At 68.0% G+C, this 20,328-nt stretch carries 14 protein-coding genes; 6 read left to right on the top strand and 8 right to left on the bottom strand.

From position 1 onward, the window contains the following. Positions 1 to 63 precede the first annotated feature (63 nt). The gene (locus WI26_RS09670) at positions 64 to 543 is read left to right on the top strand and encodes a glutathione peroxidase (RefSeq protein ID WP_059595124.1); all 480 of its coding nucleotides are present in this window, start codon (positions 64 to 66) and stop codon (positions 541 to 543) included. Positions 544 to 663: 120 nt separating this feature from the next. Here the strand turns inward: WI26_RS09670 and cls are convergent, their stop codons facing one another. The 6 genes from cls to dapC all read right to left on the bottom strand — a co-directional run bounded on the left by cls (position 664) and on the right by dapC (position 6,837). Then, the gene (gene cls, locus WI26_RS09665; RefSeq protein WP_069225835.1) at positions 664 to 2,103 is read right to left on the bottom strand and encodes a cardiolipin synthase; all 1,440 of its coding nucleotides are present in this window, start codon (positions 2,101 to 2,103) and stop codon (positions 664 to 666) included. A gap of 113 nt (positions 2,104 to 2,216) precedes the next feature. Then, positions 2,217 to 3,125, bottom strand: coding sequence for a 50S ribosomal protein L3 N(5)-glutamine methyltransferase (prmB, locus tag WI26_RS09660; protein WP_059464246.1), 909 nt, complete (start codon positions 3,123 to 3,125; stop codon positions 2,217 to 2,219). Positions 3,126 to 3,135: 10 nt separating this feature from the next. Next, positions 3,136 to 4,275 (bottom strand): succinyl-diaminopimelate desuccinylase, encoded by a 1,140-nt coding sequence (dapE, locus tag WI26_RS09655; RefSeq protein WP_069225834.1) that lies wholly within the window; start codon positions 4,273 to 4,275, stop codon positions 3,136 to 3,138. A gap of 88 nt (positions 4,276 to 4,363) precedes the next feature. Further along, positions 4,364 to 4,732 carry an ArsC family reductase gene (locus tag WI26_RS09650; protein WP_059464248.1) on the bottom strand — a complete coding sequence of 123 codons (369 nt, stop codon included), beginning with the start codon at positions 4,730 to 4,732 and terminating at the stop codon, positions 4,364 to 4,366. Continuing rightward, complete coding sequence (gene dapD, locus WI26_RS09645) at positions 4,732 to 5,559, bottom strand: 2,3,4,5-tetrahydropyridine-2,6-dicarboxylate N-succinyltransferase (RefSeq protein WP_006478479.1); 828 nt, start codon at positions 5,557 to 5,559, stop codon at positions 4,732 to 4,734. The genes WI26_RS09650 and dapD overlap by 1 nt, the downstream gene beginning before the upstream one ends. Before the next feature lie 45 nt (positions 5,560 to 5,604). Continuing rightward, the gene (gene dapC, locus WI26_RS09640; protein ID WP_069225833.1) at positions 5,605 to 6,837 is read right to left on the bottom strand and encodes a succinyldiaminopimelate transaminase; all 1,233 of its coding nucleotides are present in this window, start codon (positions 6,835 to 6,837) and stop codon (positions 5,605 to 5,607) included. 159 nt (positions 6,838 to 6,996) lie between these two features. On the opposite strand from dapC, the gene WI26_RS09635 reads away from it, so the two are divergent. The 5 genes from WI26_RS09635 to def all read left to right on the top strand — a co-directional run bounded on the left by WI26_RS09635 (position 6,997) and on the right by def (position 15,747). Next, positions 6,997 to 7,938 carry a DMT family transporter gene (locus tag WI26_RS09635; RefSeq protein WP_069225832.1) on the top strand — a complete coding sequence of 314 codons (942 nt, stop codon included), beginning with the start codon at positions 6,997 to 6,999 and terminating at the stop codon, positions 7,936 to 7,938. Positions 7,939 to 7,963: 25 nt separating this feature from the next. Then, complete coding sequence (gene smc, locus WI26_RS09630; RefSeq protein ID WP_420480782.1) at positions 7,964 to 11,590, top strand: chromosome segregation protein SMC; 3,627 nt, start codon at positions 7,964 to 7,966, stop codon at positions 11,588 to 11,590. Positions 11,591 to 11,675: 85 nt separating this feature from the next. Beyond that, on the top strand, positions 11,676 to 12,971 hold the full coding sequence (locus WI26_RS09625) for a cell division protein ZipA C-terminal FtsZ-binding domain-containing protein (RefSeq protein ID WP_069225830.1): 1,296 nt from the start codon (positions 11,676 to 11,678) through the stop codon (positions 12,969 to 12,971). 170 nt (positions 12,972 to 13,141) lie between these two features. Next, on the top strand, positions 13,142 to 15,217 hold the full coding sequence (gene ligA, locus WI26_RS09620; RefSeq protein WP_069225829.1) for an NAD-dependent DNA ligase LigA: 2,076 nt from the start codon (positions 13,142 to 13,144) through the stop codon (positions 15,215 to 15,217). Next, positions 15,214 to 15,747, top strand: coding sequence for a peptide deformylase (gene def, locus WI26_RS09615; RefSeq protein ID WP_069225828.1), 534 nt, complete (start codon positions 15,214 to 15,216; stop codon positions 15,745 to 15,747). The genes ligA and def overlap by 4 nt, the downstream gene beginning before the upstream one ends. 96 nt (positions 15,748 to 15,843) lie before the next feature. On the opposite strand, the gene WI26_RS31030 is transcribed toward def, so the two are convergent. Together WI26_RS31030 and WI26_RS09605 are read right to left on the bottom strand one after the other, a co-directional pair. Beyond that, the gene (locus WI26_RS31030; RefSeq protein WP_081334251.1) at positions 15,844 to 17,679 is read right to left on the bottom strand and encodes a pseudouridine synthase; all 1,836 of its coding nucleotides are present in this window, start codon (positions 17,677 to 17,679) and stop codon (positions 15,844 to 15,846) included. A 16-nt stretch (positions 17,680 to 17,695) separates the two neighbouring features. Further along, positions 17,696 to 20,272 carry a [protein-PII] uridylyltransferase gene (locus WI26_RS09605; RefSeq protein ID WP_059537959.1) on the bottom strand — a complete coding sequence of 859 codons (2,577 nt, stop codon included), beginning with the start codon at positions 20,270 to 20,272 and terminating at the stop codon, positions 17,696 to 17,698. Positions 20,273 to 20,328 lie beyond the last annotated feature (56 nt).

Below are 20,328 nucleotides of genomic sequence, written 5' to 3'. Positions count from 1 at the left end.
TGCCGCAACGGCGCGATTTGGCCTAGACTCCACGTCGATCCGGTTTCGTAAAAGGAGTGCCCGATGTCCACCCTGTATTCGTTCAGCGCCGAGACGCTCGCCGGTCAGCCGGCGTCGCTCGATGCGTACCGCGGCAAGGTGCTGCTGATCGTCAATACCGCGAGCGAGTGCGGTTTCACGCCGCAGTATGCGGGCCTGCAGAAGCTGTACGACCAGTACGCGGCGCGCGGTTTCTTCGTGCTCGGCTTTCCGTGCAACCAGTTCGGCAAGCAGGAGCCGGGCGACGCCACGCAGATCGGCACGTTCTGCGAGCGCAACTACGGCGTCACGTTCCCGATGTTCGCGAAGATCGATGTGAAGGGCGAACACGCGCATCCGTTGTACCGCTATCTGACCGACGAGGCGCCCGGCATTCTCGGCCTCAAGGCGATCAAGTGGAATTTCACGAAATTCCTGATCGACCGTGACGGGCGGATCGTCAAGCGCTACGCGCCGTCGACGAAGCCTGAGGAAATCGCCGCGGATATCGACAAGCTGTTGTAGTGCCTTGAAGCGGCGGACGGGCTGTCCGGGCCGCGCGGGCAGCGGTCGCGGCGCCGAGCCGAACGCCGTGGATGCGTGTGCCGTCATCCGGGCGGCGCACGTCCGGCGCTCGCGCGGCTGCTACAGGATCGGCGCGAACAGGCGCGCGACGTGCATCGCAATGCGCCGCCACGCGGGCGAGTGCCGATACTCGTTCGCATCGACTTCATAGGCCTGCGCGAAATCGGCGTCGAGCATGGCCTCGACCTCGTCGGCAAACGTGCGATCGACGGTCAGCACCATGATTTCGAAGTTGAGCCGGAACGAGCGGTTGTCGAGATTCGCGCTGCCGATCGCGGCGGCGACGCGGTCGATCAGCACGACCTTCTGATGCAGGAAGCCGGGCCGGTAGCGGAACACCTTGACGCCCGCGTCGACTAGATCGCGCGCATAAAGCTTCGACGCCTCGAATACGACGTAGTGGTCGCGCCGGCTCGGGATCAGGATGCGCACGTCGACGCCACGCATCACCGCGAGCTTCAGCGCGGCGATCACCGCTTCGTCGGGCACGAGATACGGCGTCGTGATCCAGACTCGTTCGCGCGCCGCGTTGATCGCCTCGACGAAGAACAGCGAGCCGGTTTCCTGTTTGTCGGCAGGCCCCATCGGCACGGCGAGGCAATGCATCGCATCGTCGGGCAACGCTTCCGGAGCCGCCGCGAGTGGCGGCAGCGTCTGCGTGGCCCAGTGCCAGTCTTCGGCGAACACGTACTGAATGCTGGCCACCACCGGGCCGCGGATCTCGATATGGGTGTCGCGCCACGGCGACAGGCGCCGGTTAGCACCGAGATATTCGACGCCGACGTTGAGGCCGCCGACGAACGCGCGATTGCCGTCGACGACGACGATCTTGCGATGGTTGCGGAAGTTGAGCTGGAAGCGGTTGACGAACTTGCGGTGGGTCGCGAACGGATGGACCTCGACGCCGCCGCGACGCAGCGTGTCGACGTAGCTGCGCGGCAGGTCGAAGCTGCCGATGCTGTCGTACAGGAGGTAGCAGCGCACGCCGGCCGCCGCGCGGGCGAGCAGCGCGTCGCGCAGCATCTGGCCCAGCGCGTCGTCGCGCACGATGAAGAACTGCACGACCACGTAATCGCGCGCGGCGTCGATCGCCGACAGGATTGCCGAGAAGGTCGCATCGCCGTTCACGAGCGTGCGCACCGCATTGCCACCGACGAACGGCATTCCACCCAGCCGAGTGAGCGCGAGCACGGCGGCCCGGCCGATCGCGTCGGCAGCCGGCCCGTCGGTTGCGTCCGCATCGGGCCACGGCGCGCGCGGCGTGTGCGTGCGCAGCGCTTCCATCTCGTGGCGCCGCGCGTCGACGTAGCCGGAGAACTTGCTGCGGCCGAGGAACAGATAGGGAACGAGCGTCAGGTACGGCATCGCGGCGAGCGACACGGCCCACGCGATCGCGCCTTGCGACGTGCGCGTGTTCATGATCGCGTGACACGCCGCGATGATCCCGAGCACGTGGATGGCCAGGATCAGGGTGCCGAGATGTAGCCAGTCGAGGGTCATGGGCGCGTGACGGACTCCTGAAGTCGTACGGCGCAACGGCCGCTTACGCGCATCTTACCCAACCGTGCGGGACAGCGGTGTGCCGTACCGCACGGTTCGGTCAGGGCGTGCCGTCAGGCCTTGCGCGGCAGGTCCGACGCCTGGATCAGGAACACGGCGTCGTCGCCCGCGCTGGTGGGCAGCCATGTGAGCTCGAGGCCGCCGAACGCAGCTTCGACGTGCTCGCGCTCGTTGCCGATCTCGACGACAAGCACGCCGTCGTCGTGCAGCCACTTGTGCGCTTCGGCGATGATGCGTCGGACGATGTCCATCCCGTCGTCGCCGCCCGCGAGCGCCATCTCCGGCTCGTGCCGGTATTCGGGCGGGAGGGCCGCCATCGACGTTGCGTTCACGTACGGCGGGTTCGTCAGGATCACGTCGTAGCGCGTGTCGGGCTCGGCGCGGAACGCGGGCAGCGGTGCGTAGAGGTCGCCGTGATGCAGTGCGATGCGATCGTCGAGGCCGTAGTCATGCACGTTGATGCCGGCAACTTCGAGTGCCTTCTCGGACAGGTCGACCGCGTCGATTTCGGCATTCGGGAACGCGCTGGCCGCGAGAATCGCGAGGCAGCCGGATCCGGTGCACAGTTCGAGCACCGCGCCGACCTGCTCGGGATCGGCGACATACGGCTGCAGCCCGTCGTCGAGCAGTTCGCCGATGAACGAGCGCGGCACGATCACGCGCTCGTCGACGTAGAAGCGATGGCCGTGCATCCACGCTTCATGTGTGAGATATGCGGCCGGCACGCGATCGGTCGCGCGTCGTTCGATCACCGCGAGCACGGCCGCGATCTCGTCGGGCAGCAGGCGAGCGTCGAGGAACGGCTCGAGCGTGTCGAGCGGCAGGTCGAGCGTGTGCAGCACGAGGTAGGCGGCTTCGTCGTACGCGTTGTCCGAGCCGTGCCCGAACGCGAGCTTCGCCTTCGAGAAGCGCGTGACCGCATAGCGCAGCAGGTCGCGAACAGTTGCAAAAGGTGTCGTCATGCAGGCTCCGTCAGGCGATCAGTTGTTCAAGCACGCGGCGGTACACGTTCTTCAGCGGGTCGACGAAGCGCACGTCGATGTGTTCGTCGATCTTGTGGATGCTGCCGTTCGGCGGACCGAATTCGATCACCTGCGGGCAGATGCGCGCGATGAAGCGCCCGTCGGACGTGCCGCCCGTCGTCGACAGTTCCGTCGTGAGGCCCGTCTCGGCGCGGATCGCGTTCTCGAGCGCGTTCGACAGGTCGCCGCGCGGCGTGAGGAACGGCAGGCCGCTCACCGACCACTTCAGCGTGTATTCGAGGCCATGCTTGTCGAGGATCGCGTGCACGCGTGCCTGCAAGCCCTCGACGGTGCTCGCCGTCGAAAAGCGGAAGTTGAACATCAGGTCCGCGTGGCCGGGGATCACGTTGGTCGCGCCGGTGCCTGCGTGCAGGTTGGACACCTGCCAGGTGGTCGGCGGGAAGTATTCGTTGCCTTCATCCCACTGTTCGGCGGCGAGTTCGGCGAGCGCCGGCGCGAGCAGGTGGATCGGGTTCTTCGCGAGGTGCGGATACGCGATGTGGCCCTGCACGCCCTTGACGATCAGTTCGCCCGACATCGAGCCGCGGCGGCCGTTCTTCACGACGTCGCCGAGTTCGTTGGTCGACGTCGGCTCGCCAACGATGCAGTAATCGAGACGCTCGCCGCGCGCTTCGAGCAGATCGACGACCTTCACGGTACCGTCGGTGGCCGGGCCTTCCTCGTCGCTCGTGATCAGGAACGCGATCGCACCGCGGTGGCCGGGGTGCGCCGCGACGAATTCCTCGGAGGCGACGACGAACGCAGCGAGCGACGTCTTCATGTCGGCCGCGCCGCGGCCGTACAACTTGCCGTCGCGATGCGCGGGAACGAACGGCGGAGAGGTCCACTGCTCGAGCGGGCCGGTCGGCACGACGTCGGTGTGGCCCGCGAACGCGAGCAGCTTGCCGTCGCGGCCTTCGGTGCCGCGCTTGACGGCCCACAGGTTGGTTACGCCGTGCGACGCGATAGTCTCGCATTCGAAGCCGAGCGCGGCGAGGCGCTCGGTCATGATCTGCTGGCAATGCCGATCGTCGGGCGTGACGGACGCGCGGGCGATCAGCTGTTCGGTAAGGGCTAAGGTGGCGGACATGGTTCGGACCACTTTCGATAAAAAATGCCGGCGCGGTGGCCGGCAGCGATGGGACGTCATGCGCAGCGCAGGCGCAGCGCGGGCCGCCCTAGGCGGTAAACAGCGCCGCGTATTGATCGGCGACGAAGCCGAGCGATTTCACCCGGCCATTGACGACGAGCACGGGGCGCTTGATGACCGACGGCTTGTGGATCATCAGTGCGACCGCGCCGGACTTCGTTTCCGCGGCCGCCTTCATGGCGTCGTCCAGGCCGCGCCACGTCGTGCCGCGCTTGTTCACGAGCGCGTCGAGCGACACGTCCTTCAGCCAGTCCTCGACGAGCGGCGCGCTGACGCCGAGCTTCTTGAAGTCGTGGAACTCGAACTCGACGCCGTGATCGTCGAGCCACACGCGGGCCTTCTTCACGGTGTCGCAGTTCGGGATGCCGTAGACGACCACGGTGCGCGGCTTGGCCATCAGTCGCCTCGCAGCAGCTCGTTCAGGCCGACCTTCGCGCGGGTCTTCGCGTCGACCTTCTTCACGATCACCGCGCAATACAGGCTGTGCGAGCCGTCCTTCGACGGCAGGTTGCCGGCGACGACGACCGAGCCGGCCGGGATGCGGCCGTAGCTGACTTCACCCGTTTCGCGATCGTAGATCTTCGTGCTCTGGCCGAGGTACACGCCCATCGAGATCACGGAGTTCTCCTCGACGATCACGCCTTCGACGACTTCCGAGCGCGCGCCGATGAAGCAGTTGTCTTCGATGATGACGGGGTTCGCCTGCAGCGGCTCGAGCACGCCGCCGATGCCGACGCCGCCCGACAGGTGCACGTTCTTGCCGATCTGCGCGCACGAGCCGACGGTCGCCCAGGTGTCGACCATCGTGCCTTCGTCGACGTACGCGCCGATGTTGGTGTACGACGGCATCAACACGACGTTCTTCGCGATGAACGAGCCGCGGCGCGCGATGGCCGGCGGCACGACGCGGAAGCCGCCCGCGGCGAAGTCTTCGGCCGTGTAGTTCGCGAACTTCGACGGCACCTTGTCGTAGAACTGCGAGTAGCCGCCGGCCGGCATCGGTGCGTTGTCCTCCAGGCGGAACGACAGCAGCACGGCCTTCTTCAGCCACTGGTGCACGGTCCAGTTGCCGTCGATCTTCTCGGCGACGCGCAGCGCACCCTTGTCGAGTTGCTCGATCGCGTGAGCGACGGCTTCGCGGACGTCGGCGGGCGCGGCCTTCGGCGACAGCTCGGCGCGGTTTTCCCAGGCGGTATCGATGATTTGCTGAAGTTGTTGCGACATGTTCGTTTTCGCAGGAGATGAATGGAATTGATCGGGATGGACGACTTACCGCGCGAGAGCCCGGCAGAAATCGACGATGCGTTGCGCGCCCTCGACGCATTCGGGGGTGCCCGCGACGAGCGCGATCCGGATGAAATCGCGGCCCGGATTCGTGCCGTGCGCATCGCGCGCCAGATACGAGCCGGGCAGAACCGTCACATTATAGTCGGCGTACAGGCGGCGGGCGAACTCGGTGTCCGACAGGCCGGTGCGCGCGACATTGGCCCACAGGTAGAACGCGGCATCGGGCAGCTTCACGTCGATCACGTCGGCCAGCATTGGCGTGACCGTGCTGAACTTCTGCAGGTACTGCGCGCGATTCTCGCGCACGTGTGCTTCGTCGTTCCACGCGGCGATGCTCGCTTGCTGCCAGACCGGCGACAGCGCGGCGCCGTGGTACGTGCGGTACAGCAGGAATTTCTTCAGCAGCGCGGCGTCGCCGGCGACGAAGCCCGAGCGCATGCCCGGCACGTTCGAGCGTTTCGACAGGCTCGACAGCATCACGAGCCGCTCGCAGCCGCGGCCGAGGCGGTGCGCGGCCTCGAGGCCGCCGAGCGGCGGTGCCGCTTCGTCGAAATAGATCTCGGAATAACACTCGTCGGACGCGATCACGAAACCGTGGCGGTCGGACAGCACGAACAGCTCGCGCCAGTCGTCGAGCGTCAGCACGGCACCCGTCGGGTTGCCCGGCGAGCACACGTACAGCAGTTGGGTGCGCGCCCAGACTTCATCGGGCACGGCCGCGTAGTCGCACGCGAAGTTGCGCGCCGGGTCGCTGTTCGCAAAATAGGGTTCGGCACCGGCCAGAAGCGCCGCGCCTTCGTAAATTTGATAGAACGGATTCGGACAGAGTACGATCGCCTTCTTGCCGTCCGCGCTCGGGCGTGCATCGATCACCGTCTGCGCGAGCGAGAACAGCGCCTCGCGCGACCCCGACACGGGCAACACCTCGGTGGCCGGGTCGATCGCCGGCAGCCCATAGCGGCGTTCCAGCCAGTGTGCGATCGACGTGCGCAGCGCGTCCGAGCCGGCCGTGGCCGGGTACGACGCGAGGCCGTCGAGCGAAGCCACCACGGCATCGCGGATCAGCGCCGGGGTCGGGTGCTTGGGCTCGCCGATGCCGAAGCTGATCGGTTTCAGGCCGGCGGAGGGCGTCACGTCCTTGAACAGGGCGCGCAGCTTTTCGAAGGGATAGGGCTGGAGCGAGTCGAGTCGAGGGTTCACGGGCGAAGCGGCCATCGCGGCCGGTTGGAGCGAAAGGGGCGGCGCGGGTGCCGCACGGCTGCGAGCGGACGCCAATGGCGCGCGGGTCGCAGCGGACGATTATAGCGTGACGCAATGCGGTCACGGCCCGCCGGAACGGCGGCCGGGGCGGTCGAATAAAGGGTATCGAACCAAATGAATAACGCGGTACGCGGCAGCCTGCCGACGCTGGCCATCCTGATCGGCGCGTCGGTATGGGGCCTGATCTGGTATCCGCTGCGGATTCTCGCGTCGCTCGGGCTCACCGGCACGCTGGCGAGCGCGCTGACGAGCGCGGTCGCTTTCCTGTTCGTGGTGATCGTGCGGCACCGCACGATCGACACGCTGCGCTGGCACTGGGTGCTGCCGGGCATCGCGATCACGGCGGGCGTGACGAACCTCGGCTTCGTGTGGGGGACGATCCACGGCGAAGTGCTGCGCGTGATGCTGCTGTTCTATCTGACGCCCGCATGGACCGCGATCTACGCGCATTTCCTGCTGCGCGAGCGGCTGACCTGGGCCGGCGCGGGGCTCGCGGCGCTGTCGATCGGCGGTGCGATGCTGATGCTGTGGTCGCCGAACCTCGGCATGCCGCTGCCGGCCAACGCGGCAGAATGGGCCGGGCTCGCGGCCGGCCTGAGTTTCGCGATGAGCAACGTGCTCGTGATCAAGGCGAGCCGCGAGCTGCCGGAGATGCGCGCCGAGATGCGCACCGCGACGCTGTTCGGCGGCGCGGCGGCGTTCGGCGCGATCGCATCGCTGTTCGAGGGGCTGCCGGCCGCACCGGCGGGCGGCCAGCTCGGCATCGCCGCGATGATCGTCGCCGCAATCGGCGTGACGATGGCGGCGAACAATCTGCTCGTGCAATATGGCCTTGCGCGCGTGCCGGCGAACCGCGCGTCGATCATCATGCTGTTCGAGATCGTGATCACCGCGCTGTCCGCGTGGGTGTTCGCGAACGAACTGCCGAGCGCGCGCGAGTGGGCGGGCGGCGCGTGCATCGTGCTGGCGACGCTGCTGTCGAGCCGCGTCCATCGCGCCGCGCCGGCATCGGGCAAACCCGGCGACGGGCGGGACGGCGCGCGCGCGATGGTATGATGGAAGCCGTTTGCGGGGCCCAACGCTGGATGCGCGCGGCCCCGCTTTTGAATTCCGGGGCGCATCGCGTGCACGGGCCGTCCGGCCCCGCGCGTCGCCGCCCCGTCCGTTTCACACCTTCTTCACATCCGATACCGCCGTGCGTCTGAGCTCGATCAAACTCGCTGGCTTCAAGTCCTTCGTCGATCCCACGCATTTCCAGGTTCCGGGCCAGCTTGTCGGCGTGGTGGGCCCGAACGGGTGCGGCAAGTCCAACATCATCGATGCCGTGCGCTGGGTGCTCGGCGAGTCGCGCGCGTCCGAGCTGCGCGGCGAGTCGATGCAGGACGTCATCTTCAACGGCTCGACCGCCCGCAAGCCCGGCAGCCGGGCCAGCGTCGAACTGATCTTCGACAACTCCGACGGCCGCGCGGCCGGGCAGTGGGGCCAGTACGGCGAGATCGCCGTGAAGCGCGTGCTGACGCGCGACGGCACGTCGAGCTACTACATCAACAACCTGCCGGCGCGCCGCCGCGACATCCAGGACATCTTCCTCGGCACGGGCCTCGGGCCCCGCGCGTACGCGATCATCGGCCAGGGCATGATCGCGCGGATCATCGAGGCGAAGCCGGAAGAGCTGCGCGTGTTCCTCGAGGAAGCCGCGGGTGTGTCGAAGTACAAGGAACGCCGCCGCGAGACCGAGAACCGCCTGCACGACACGCGCGAGAACCTGACGCGCGTCGAGGACATCGTCCGCGAGCTCGGTGCGAATCTCGAGAAGCTGGAGGCGCAGGCCGTCGTCGCGACCAAATACAAGGAACTCGTCGCCGACGGCGAGGAGAAGCAGCGCCTGTTGTGGCTGCTGCGCAAGAACGAGGCCGCGGGCGAGCAGCAGAAGCAGCAGCGCGCGATCGAGCAGGCGCAGATCGACCTGGAGGCGCAGACGGCGAAGTTGCGCGAGGTCGAGTCGCAGCTCGAGACGCTACGGGTCGCGCACTATTCGGCGAGCGACGCGATGCAGGGCGCGCAGGGCGCGCTCTACGAGGCGAACGCCGAAGTGAGCCGCCTCGAGGCCGAGATCAAGTTCATCGTCGAATCGCGCAACCGCGTGCAGGCGCAGATCGCCGCGCTGAACGCGCAGCGCGAGCAATGGCGCGCGCAGGCCGAGAAGGCGCAGGACGAGCTCGAGGAAGCCGAAGAGGCGCGGGCGATGGCCGACGAGAAGGCCGCGCTCGCCGAGGACAACGCGGCCGCGAAGCACGACGCACTGCCGGCGCTCGAGGCGAAATGGCGCGATGCGCAGGCGCAGCTCAACGACGAACGCGCGCGGATCGCGCAGACCGAACAGTCGCTGAAGCTGGAGGCCGCGCACCAGCGCAATGCCGACCAGCAGCTCCAGCAGCTTCAGCAGCGCCATGAACGCCTGAAGTCCGAGGCGGGCGGGCTCGACGCACCGGACGAAGCGCAGCTCGAGGAGTTGCGCATGCAGCTCGCCGAGCAGGAAGAGATCCTCGCCGAAGCCCAGGCACGCCTTGCCGATGCGCAGGAAGCGCTGCCGCGCCTCGACGGCGAGCGCCGTGCCGCGCAGGAGCGCGTGCAGGCCGAAAGCGCGCAGATCCACCAGCTCGAGGCGCGGCTCGCCGCGCTCAGGCAACTGCAGGAGAACGTGCAGACCGAAGGCAAGATCCAGCCGTGGCTCGACAAGCACGAGCTCGGCGCGCTGCCGCGTCTGTGGAAGAAGTTGCACGTCGAGGCTGGCTGGGAAGCCGCGCTCGAGGCCGTGCTGCGCGAGCGCCTCGCGGCGCTCGAAGTGTCGAATCTCGACTGGGTGAAGGCATTCGCGACCGACGCGCCGCCCGCGAAGCTCGCGTTCTACGCGCCGCCTGCAGCCGGCGAGCCGCCGGCGGCCGCGGCCGGGCTGCGCCCGGTGCTGTCGCTCGTGCGCATCGACGATGCGGGCATCCGTGCGGTGCTGAACGACTGGCTCGGCAACGTGTACGTCGCCGACGACGTCGCGCAGGCGCTCGCGACACGCGCGCAACTGCCGGCCGGCGGCGCGTTCGTCGTCAAGGCCGGCCACATCGTCACGCGTGTCGGCGTGCAGCTGTACGCGGCCGACTCGGAGCAGGCGGGGATGCTGGCCCGTCAGCAGGAAATCGAGAATCTGACGCGCCAGGTGCGCGCGCAGGCGCTGCTCGCCGACGAGGCGCGCACCGCCGCCGTGCGCGCGGAGGCGGCGCACACGCAGGCCGCGCAGGCGCTCGGCGACGTGCGCGCGCAGGCCGAACGCGCGACGCAGCGCGTGCACGCACTGCAGATGGACGTGCTCAAGCTCGCGCAGGCGCATGAGCGCTACACGCAGCGCAGCACGCAGATTCGCGAGGAGCTGGAGGAAATCGGCGCGCAGATCGACGAGCAGCGCGCGCTGCGCGCGGAATCGGAAGCGAACTTCGAGCGTTTCGACGGCGAGCTCGCGGAGCTGCAGGCGCGTTTCGAGGACAACCAGCTCGCATTCGAGGCGCTCGACGAATCGCTGACGCAGGCGCGCCAGGAAGCACGCGACCTCGAGCGCGGCGCGAACGACGCACGCTTCGCCGCGCGCAACGCGGTCACGCGGATCGACGAGCTCAAGCGCAGCATCCAGGTCGCGCACGAGCAGAGCGAGCGCGTCGCCGCGTCGCTGGAAGACGCGCGCGCCGAACTCGAAACGATCAACGAGCAGACCGCGCACACGGGCCTGCAGGACGCGCTCGAAATTCGCGCGGTGAAGGAAGAAGCGCTACAGGCCGCGCGGATCGAACTCGACGACCTGACCGCGAAGCTGCGCGCATCGGACGAGCAGCGTCTCGTCGCCGAGCGTTCGCTGCAGCCGCTGCGCGACCGCATCACCGAGCTGCAGTTGAAGGAGCAGGCCGCGCGTCTGGCCGTCGAGCAGTTCGCCGAGCAGCTCACGGCGGCCGAGGTCGACGAGCAAGCGCTGCGCGAAAAGCTCACGCCGGACCTGAAGCCGTCGTACCTGCAGGGCGAGGTCACGCGCCTGAACAACGCGATCAACGCACTGGGCCCGGTCAACATGGCCGCGCTCGACGAGCTGAAGGCCGCGAGCGAGCGCAAGGTGTTCCTCGATGCGCAGTCGGCCGACCTGACCGACGCGATCACGACGCTCGAGGATGCGATCCACAAGATCGACCAGGAAACCCGCACGCTGCTGCAGGGCACCTTCGACGAGGTCAACCGTCACTTCAGCGACCTGTTCCCGCGCCTGTTCGGCGGCGGCCAGGCAAAGCTGATCATGACGGGCGACGAGATCCTCGATGCGGGCGTGCAGGTGATGGCGCAGCCGCCGGGCAAGAAGAACGCGACCATCCACCTGCTGTCGGGCGGCGAAAAGGCGCTGACCGCCACCGCGCTGGTGTTCGCGATGTTCCAGCTGAACCCGGCGCCGTTCTGTCTGCTCGACGAGGTCGACGCGCCGCTCGACGACGCGAACACCGAGCGTTTCGCGAATCTCGTGCGCGCGATGTCCGACAAGACGCAGTTCCTCTTCATCTCGCACAACAAGATCGCGATGGAGATGGCGCAGCAGCTGATCGGCGTAACGATGCAGGAGCAGGGCGTGTCGCGGATCGTCGCGGTGGACATGGAAACCGCCGCTGGTTTTGCCCAGAATTGACGTTTGACGAAACCGGACTGCGTTCGCGTGGCGCATGGGCGCCCGTTCGCAGGTCCGACGTACAAGAATTGCTGATGGAGCGTGCATGGACGAGTTGACACTCGGATTGATCGGCGCGGGCGCCGTCGTGGTGGGCGGCGTCGTGGTCTACAACGCATGGCAGGGCGCGAAGGTGCGGCGCAGGATGCCGCGCCCGATGCCGGAAGAAACGGCCGAGGCGATGAATCGCCCCGAGCGCGACGAAGAGCTGCCGTTCATCGAGCCGGTGCGCCAGCCCGTGCGCCGCGAACCCGCGGCGCCGGCATCGGCCGCTGCGGTCGCGAGCGCAGCGGCCGAAGCCGCGCGCGTCGAGCCGACCTTCGGCGGTGTGGCACCGGCCGACACGCCGGCCGACCTGCAAGCCGAAGCCACCGGCGGCGACGCGCCGTCGGCATCGACCGAGCCGGCCGAGCAGGCTGTCGACGATGGTGCGGTCGCCGCCGCACAGGAAGCACCTGCCGCCGATGCATCGAACGAACCGGCCGAACCCGTGATGCCGGCCGCGACGACGATTTCGTCGGCGCCGCCCGCGATCGTCGACCGCCGGATCGACTGTATCGTGCCGATTCGCCTCGGCGCGCCGCTGCCGGGCGACAAGATCCTGCCGGTCGCGCAACGACTGCGCCGCGCGGGCAGCAAGCCCGTGCATATCGAGGGCAAGCCGGAAGGCGGCCAGTGGGAGTTGCTGCAGAACGGCGTGCGCTATGAAGAACTGCGCGCGGCCGCCCAGCTGGCCAACCGTAGCGGCGCGCTGAACGAACTCGAATTCTCCGAATTCGTGACGGGCGTGCAGCAGTTTGCGGACGCGATCGACGGCGCGCCGGAATTCCCGGACATGATGGAAACGGTCGCGATGGCGCGCGAACTCGACGGCTTTGCCGCGCAATGCGATGCGCAGCTGTCGATCAACGTGATGTCGGACGGCGCGCCGTGGTCGGCGAACTACGTGCAGGCCGTCGCATCGCAGGATGGCTTGCTGCTGTCGCGCGACGGCACGCGCTTCGTGAAGCTCGACGCGAAGCAGAATCCCGTGTTCATGCTGCAGTTCGGCGACACGAACTTCCTGCGCGACGATCTGACCTACAAGGGCGGCAACATGATCACGCTGGTGCTCGACGTGCCGGTTGCGGAAGAGGACATCCTGCCGTTCCGGCTGATGTGCGATTACGCGAAGTCGCTGTCCGAGCGGATCGGTGCACGGGTCGTCGACGATTCGCGCCGGCCGCTGCCGGAATCGACGCTGGTGGCGATCGACCAGCAACTGATGAAGCTGTACGCGAAGCTCGAGGAAGCGGGTATCCCGGCCGGTTCGCCGGTCACGCGCCGCCTCTTCAGCCAGTAACGCGTTCCACGGGCGATGGCCTGCGGCGCCGTCGCCCGATCTCGCTGCAGTGCACACACCATATGTGCGCACTGCAGCGGGCCCTGCGCGGCACGCATCGTGCGTCCCCCGCCGCGGCGTCAAACTGAGATAATCGACCATCCGATTTTTCAGAACGAATTGCCGCCAGCATGGCCCGAACCCAAGCCGAACCGCCAGCCAGCCAGCCCGACGCGCGTGCCGCGTGGCTGCGCGATCAACTCGAGCGGGCGAACTACGCCTATTACGTGCTCGACCAGCCGGATCTGCCCGACGCCGAATACGACCGGCTCTTTGGCGAGCTGCAGCAGCTCGAAGCCGATCATCCCGAACTCGTGACGCCCGATTCACCGACGCAGCGCGTCGGCGGCGAAGTGGCGAGCGGTTTCACGCCGGTCGTCCATGACGCGCCGATGCTGTCGCTGAACAATGGCTTCGCCGACGAGGACATCGTCGCGTTCGACAAGCGCGTCGCCGATGCGCTCGACAAGACGACCGATCTCGCCGGCTCGGTGACGGACCCCGTCGAATACGCATGCGAGCTGAAGTTCGACGGCCTCGCGATCTCGCTGCGCTACGAGCGCGGCGTGTTCGTGCAGGCATCGACGCGCGGCGACGGCACGACCGGCGAGGACGTGACGGAGAACGTCCGCACGATCCGCTCGATCCCGCTGAAGCTGAAGGGGCGGCACGTGCCGGCCCTGCTCGACGTGCGCGGCGAGGTGCTGATGTTCAAGCGCGATTTCGCACGCCTGAACGAACGCCAGCGTGCGGCCGAGCAGCGCGAATTCGCGAATCCGCGCAACGCGGCGGCCGGCAGCCTGCGTCAGCTCGACCCGAAGATCACCGCGCAGCGTCCGTTGTCGTTCTTCACGTACGGGATCGGCGTGCTTGACGGGATGCCGATGCCGGATACGCACAGCGCGCTGCTCGACTGGTACGAGTCGCTCGGCCTGCCGGTGAACCGAGAGCGCGCGGTCGTGTACGGCGCCGACGGCCTGCTCGGTTTCTTCCGCAAGATCGGTGAGAAGCGCGAATCGCTGCCGTACGACATCGACGGCGTCGTCTACAAGGTCAACCGGCGCGACGAGCAGGACCGCCTCGGCTTCGTGTCGCGCGCGCCGCGCTTCGCGCTCGCGCACAAGTTCCCCGCGCAGGAAGCGCTGACGAAGCTCGTCGCGATCGACGTGCAGGTCGGCCGCACGGGCGCGATCACGCCGGTCGCACGTCTCGAGCCGGTGTTCGTCGGCGGTGCCACGGTAACCAACGCGACGCTGCACAACGAGGATGAAGTGCGCCGCAAGGACATCCGGATCGGCGATACCGTGATCGTGCGGCGCGCGGGCGACGTGATCCCCGAAGTCGTCGGCGCGGTGCTCGACCGCCGGCCGGCCGATGCGGCCGAGTTCGTGATGCCGACCGAGTGCCCGGTGTGCGGCTCGAAGATCGAGCGCCTGCCCGACGAAGCGATCGCGCGCTGCACGGGCGGCCTGTTCTGCCCGGCCCAGCGCAAGCAGGCGCTGTGGCACTTCGCGCAGCGCCGCGCGCTCGACATCGACGGGCTCGGCGAGAAGATCATCGATCAGCTCGTCGAACTGAACCTCGTGCGCACGCCGGCCGACCTGTTCAATCTCGGTTTCGCGACGCTCGCGGAACTCGACCGGTTCGCCGAGAAGTCCGCACAGAATCTGCTCGACTCGCTCGAAAAGGCGAAGCACACGACGCTCGCGCGCTTCATCTACGGGCTCGGGATCCGCCATGTCGGCGAATCGACCGCGAAGGATCTCGCGAAGCATTTCGGATCGCTGGACCCGATCATGGACGCGTCGATCGAGGAACTGCTCGAAGTGAACGACGTCGGACCGATCGTGGCCGAGTCGCTTCATCAGTTCTTCGCGGAAGAGCACAACCGCACGGTGATCGAGCAGCTGCGTGCGCCCGGCAAGGTCACGTGGCCCGAAGGCCCGCCCGCGCCGAAGGCGCCGCAGGGCGTGCTCGCCGGGAAGACCGTCGTGCTGACGGGCACGCTGCCGACGCTCACGCGCGACGCGGCGAAGGAAATGCTCGAAGCCGCGGGCGCGAAAGTCGCGGGTTCGGTATCGAAGAAGACGGATTACGTGGTCGCGGGCTCTGACGCCGGCAGCAAGCTCGCGAAGGCCGAGGAACTCGGCATCCCCGTGCTGGACGAAGACGGACTGCACCAACTCCTGGAGGGCAACACGCCATGATTCGCGAGATCCTGAAGATGGGCGATCCGCGCCTGCTCGAAGTCGCCAAGCCGGTCGAGCGGTTCGATACCCCCGAGCTGCACGAGATCGTCGCGGACATGTTCGAGACGATGCATCACGCGAACGGTGCGGGTCTTGCCGCGCCGCAGATCGGCGTCGGGCTGCAGATCATCATCTTCGGCTTCGGCAGCAACAACCGTTATCCGGACGCACCGCCCGTGCCCGAGACCGTGCTGATCAATCCGAAGCTCGAGTACATGCCGCCGGACATGGAGGAGGGCTGGGAAGGCTGCCTGTCGGTGCCGGGCATGCGCGGCGTCGTCAGCCGCTATGCGAAGGCGCGCTATAGCGGCTTCGACCAGTTCGGCACGAAGCTCGACCGTGTTGCCGAAGGCTTCCACGCGCGAGTCGTGCAGCACGAATACGATCACCTGATCGGCAAGCTGTATCCGATGCGGATCACCGACTTCACGCGCTTCGGCTTCACCGAGGTGTTGTTTCCAGGCCTTGATCCGGCCGACGACGACTGACGTTCGCGCGGCCGCGCGCCGCCGCCGTACCGAAACGAAAAAGCCCGCTTGCGCGGGCTTTTTTGCATTGCGCGGCACGCAAGCGCGTGCCCGCCATCAGAACGACTCGTCGGCCGACAGGTAGCGCCATTGCCCTTGCGGCAGCGCACCGAGCATCACGCGGCCCATCCGCACGCGTTTCAGGCCGATTACTTCGAGGCCGACCAGTTCGCACATGCGGCGGATCTGGCGCTTCTTGCCTTCGCGCAGCACGAAACGCAGCTGTTCGCCGTTCTGCCAGCTCACCATCGCGGGTTTCAGCGGGATGCCGTCGAGCTCGAGGCCGTGACGCAGCTTCGCGAGCGATTCCGCGGGGAAGTGCTGGTCGATGTCGATCAGCCGTTCGCCGAAGCGCACGCGCACCAGGTATTCCTTGTCGATATCCGACTGCTCGCCGATCAGCTGCTTCGCGATCCGGCCGTTCTGCGTCAGCACGAGCAGGCCGGTCGAATCGATGTCGAGCCGCCCGGCGGGCGCGAGCGCGTGCAGATGCTGCGGCGAGAAGCGCACTTGCGAGCGATCGCCGCTCCACTGGTTCGCGCGCGTGATCAGCACCGACGCCGGCTCGTAGCCGTCTTCCGCCTGACCCGACACATAGCCGACCGGCTTGTGCAGCAGGATCGTCACCTGTGCGGCCTGCGCGGCGCTCGCGCGCTCGTCGATCTCGATCTTCTGGTCCGGGCGGACCTTGGTGCCGAGCGTGTCGATGCGTTCGCCGTCGACGAGCACCCAGCCCTTTTCGATCCATTCGTCCGCTTCGCGGCGCGAGCACAGGCCCAGTTCGGACATGCGCTTCGACAGGCGCATCAGGCCCGTTTCGTCGCCGTGGTCGACGTCGGCGGCGCGGCGCTTGACCGGTTGGGCGGTCTTTAGCGCGGCGCCGGTCGAGCGGCGATCGGTGCTGTTGCGCTCGCCGAAGCCGCGCTTCTCGCCATAGCCGGCTGCCTTGTCGCGATACGGTGCGCGTGCCGCGCCTTCGGCGCTTGCGCGGCGCGGACGTGCATCGTCGTCGCTGCGGCGTGCCGGGCGATCGGACGACGTACGGCGTTCGCCGAAGCTGCGCTTTTCGCCTGCGCCGGCTGCCTTGTCGCGATACGGTGCGCGTGCCGCGCCTTCGGCGCTTGCGCGGCGCGGACGTGCATCGTCGTCGCTGCGGCGTGCCGGGCGATCGGACGACGTACGGCGTTCGCCGAAGCTGCGCTTTTCGCCTGCGCCGGCTGCCTTGTCGCGATACGGTGCGCGTGCCGCGCCTTCGGCGCCCGCGCGGCGCGGGCGAGCATCGTCGTCGTTGCGCCGCGCTGGGCGGTCGGACGACGTACGGCGCTCGCCGAAGCTGCGCTTTTCGCCTGCGCCGGCTGCCTTGTCGCGATACGGTGCGCGTGCCGCGCCTTCGGCGCCTGCGCGGCGCGGGCGTGCATCGTCGTCGCCGCGGCGTGCGGGACGATCGGACTGCGTGCGACGTTCGCCGAAGCTGCGCTTTTCGCCTGTGCCGGCTGCCTTGTCGCGATAGGGCGCACGTGCACCGCCTTCGGCATCCGCACGGCGCGGCCGCGCATCGGGCTTGCCGTCGGCGCTGCGATACGGACGGGCGTCGCCGCGTTCGGCGCGGCCGCCAGGCTTCGCATCGCTGCGATAGCCGCGCTCGGCGCCGCCGTCACGCGGCGCTCGCTTCGCCGGAGCACGATCCGCCCCCGCGCCCTGCGCGCCGCGCGGCTTGAACGCGCGTTCGCCGGCGGCGGCCGGTGCGGCGGCCTTCTTCGGGCGCGGTGGCTTGTCGGCTGCGGACGGCGCGGCCGGGCGCACCGCCTTGCGGGCGACGAGGCTGCCGGAGCGGACGGGTGCGCGGGTCGGCGACGCCGGCCGCGGATTCTTGACGGTCAATTTGGTGCGCATAAACGCTGGGATTCATTCAGACTGCGATCGCGCGCAGCAATTCGGTTTCGAGCTGGATCTGCAGGCGGTTGTCGGACAGGCCGGCACCGTCGAGCAGGAAGATGTCCTCGACGCGTTCGCCGAGCGTATTGATCCGCGCCGCGTGGACGCCGACCCGATGCTCGGCCAGGACGCGCGCGATCGAATAGAGAAGGCCCGGCCGGTCGTTGGCGGACACGGACAGGATGTAGTACTGGCCGCGCTCGTCGGCCCGGAGGTCGACGCGCGGCGTGATCGGAAACGTCCGGGACAGCCTCGACAGGCGGCCCTTCGACGGTTCCGGCAGCGAGGCGGCTTCGGCAAGGCGCGTCGCGAGTTGCTGTTCGACCAGATTCGCGATGTCGCGGTAGCGCACGTCGTGTTCGGTCTGCGTGACGATGAAGTTGTCGAGCGCGTAGCCGTGCCGCGTCGTGCTGACGCGTGCATCGAGCACCGACAGCCCGTTGCGGTCGAAGTACGCACAGATGCCCGCGAACAGGTCGGGGCGGTCCTTCACGTACACGAGCACCTGCAGCGCGTCGCCGATCGGCGACGGCCGTGCGCGGACGATCGCGGTTTCGGCGTTCACGTGCCGGTACAGCACGCGCGTTTGCCATGCGATGTCGGCCGCGTCGTGGCGCAGGAAAAAGCCGATGTCGAGCTGATCCCAGAGTGCGCGGTGCGCGTCGTCGGGCACGGTTTCGAGGCGCAGCAGCGCGAGCGCCTGCTCCTGCCGCGACTTCAGTTCCGAATGCGCGTCTGGATTCGCGCCGCCGAGCACCGCCAGCGTGATCCGGTAGAGGTCTTCGAGAAGCTTGCCCTTCCACGTGTTCCACACCTTCGGGCTCGTGCCGCGGATATCGGCGACGGTCAGCAGGTAGAGCGCGGTGAGGTAGCGCTCGTTGCCGACGACTTCGGCGAAGCGCTTGATGACCTCGGGGTCGCTCGTGTCCTGCTTCTGCGCGACCTGGCTCATGGTCAGGTGATGCTGGACGAGCCACACGATCAGCGCCGCGTCGTCGCCGGCGATTCCGTGCTCGCGGCAGAAGCGCCGCGCGTCGGCCATCCCGAGCGTCGAGTGGTCGCCGCCGCGGCCCTTCGCGATGTCGTGGAACAGCGCCGCGACATACAGCACCCACGGGCGCTCGAAATTGCCGATCAGCTGGCTGCAGAACGGGTACTCGTGCGCATGCTCGGCCACCGCGAAGCGGCGGATGTTGCGCAACACCATCAGGATGTGCTGGTCGACCGTGTATACGTGGTACAGGTCGTGCTGCATCTGGCCGACGATGCGGCGGAAATTCAGCAGGTAGCGGCCGAGCACGCTCGTCTGGTTCATCAGCCGGAACGCATGCGTGATGCCTTCGGGCTGTTGCAGGATCTGCATGAACGTGCGGCGGTTCTGCGGATCGCGCCGCCACGTGTTATTCATGATTTCGCGCGAGTTGTACAGCGCGCGCAGCGTGCGGGCGGACAGGCCCTTCACGCCGCGGGTCGTCTCGTACAGCAGGAACGCTTCGAGGATCGCGTCGGGATGGCGTTCGAACACGCCGTCGTCGACGATCTCGAGCATGCCCTGCTTTTCGACGAAGCGATCGGGCGACAGCACGCGCGTGATACCGCTCGTCGCGGGAAACAGCTGCGCCTCGATGTTCTGGATCAGGATCGTCGCCAGTTGCGTGACCGCTTTCGCGGCCCAGTAGTAACGGCGCATCAGCTGCTCGCTGGCGCGCTTGGCCTGCGTCGGCTGGTAGCCGAAGCTCTCGGCGGCCTGCGTCTGCAGGTCGAACACGAGCACGTCCTGGCGGCGGCCGGCAATTACGTGCAGCCGGGCGCGCAACGTCTTCAGGAACCCTTCGTTGCGGCGCAGCTCGCGCGCCTCGCGATCGGTGATGAGGCCGCGCGTGTCCAGTTCGCGCCAGCTGCTGCCGAAGCCGGCCGCGCGCGCGATCCACAGGATCGTCTGCAGGTCGCGCAACCCGCCCGGGCTTTCCTTCACGTTCGGCTCGAGGCTGTACGGCGTGTCCTGGAACTTCGCGTGGCGCTGGCGCATTTCGAGCACCTTCGCGGTAAAGAACGCGCGCGCGTCGAGCGCCTCGTGATACCGGACGGTGAAGCGCTCGAACAGCGCGGTGCTGCCCACGATGCGGCGCGCCTCGAGTAGCGAGGTCTGCACGGTGACGTCCTGCGATGCTTCCTCGATGCACTGCGCCACCGTGCGCACGCTGCTGCCGATCTCGAGGCCGAGATCCCACGCCATCCCGATGAAGCGCTCGATGCGCGCGTCGAGCGCCGGGTCGTGCGCGTCGGGCAGCAGCACGAGGATGTCGACGTCGGAGTGGGGCGCGAGCTCGCCGCGCCCGTAGCCGCCGACGGCGACCAGCGCGAGCGTCGCGGGCAGCCCGCAGTCGTCCCACACGCGCTTGAGCACATCGTCGGTGAGTTTCGACAGCGCGTGCATCAGCGACGCGACATTCGCCGCGCTGCGAAAGCGCTCGAGCATGTCGGCCTTGGCGGCCTTGAATTCGGCGCGTCGCGACAGCGCTTCGGGCGAGGGGGCGGCGTGAGCGCTCATGGGCGGGCCGTTCGGGTCAGCTAGGTCGGGGGCGGGCGGGGCGGGCAGGCGTGGCG

The organism is Burkholderia diffusa (assembly GCF_001718315.1).
Classification (GTDB): Bacteria; Pseudomonadota; Gammaproteobacteria; order Burkholderiales; family Burkholderiaceae; genus Burkholderia; species Burkholderia diffusa_B.
Note: the sequence above shows the minus strand (reverse complement) of the source record. Positions and strands in the feature narration are given on the sequence as shown.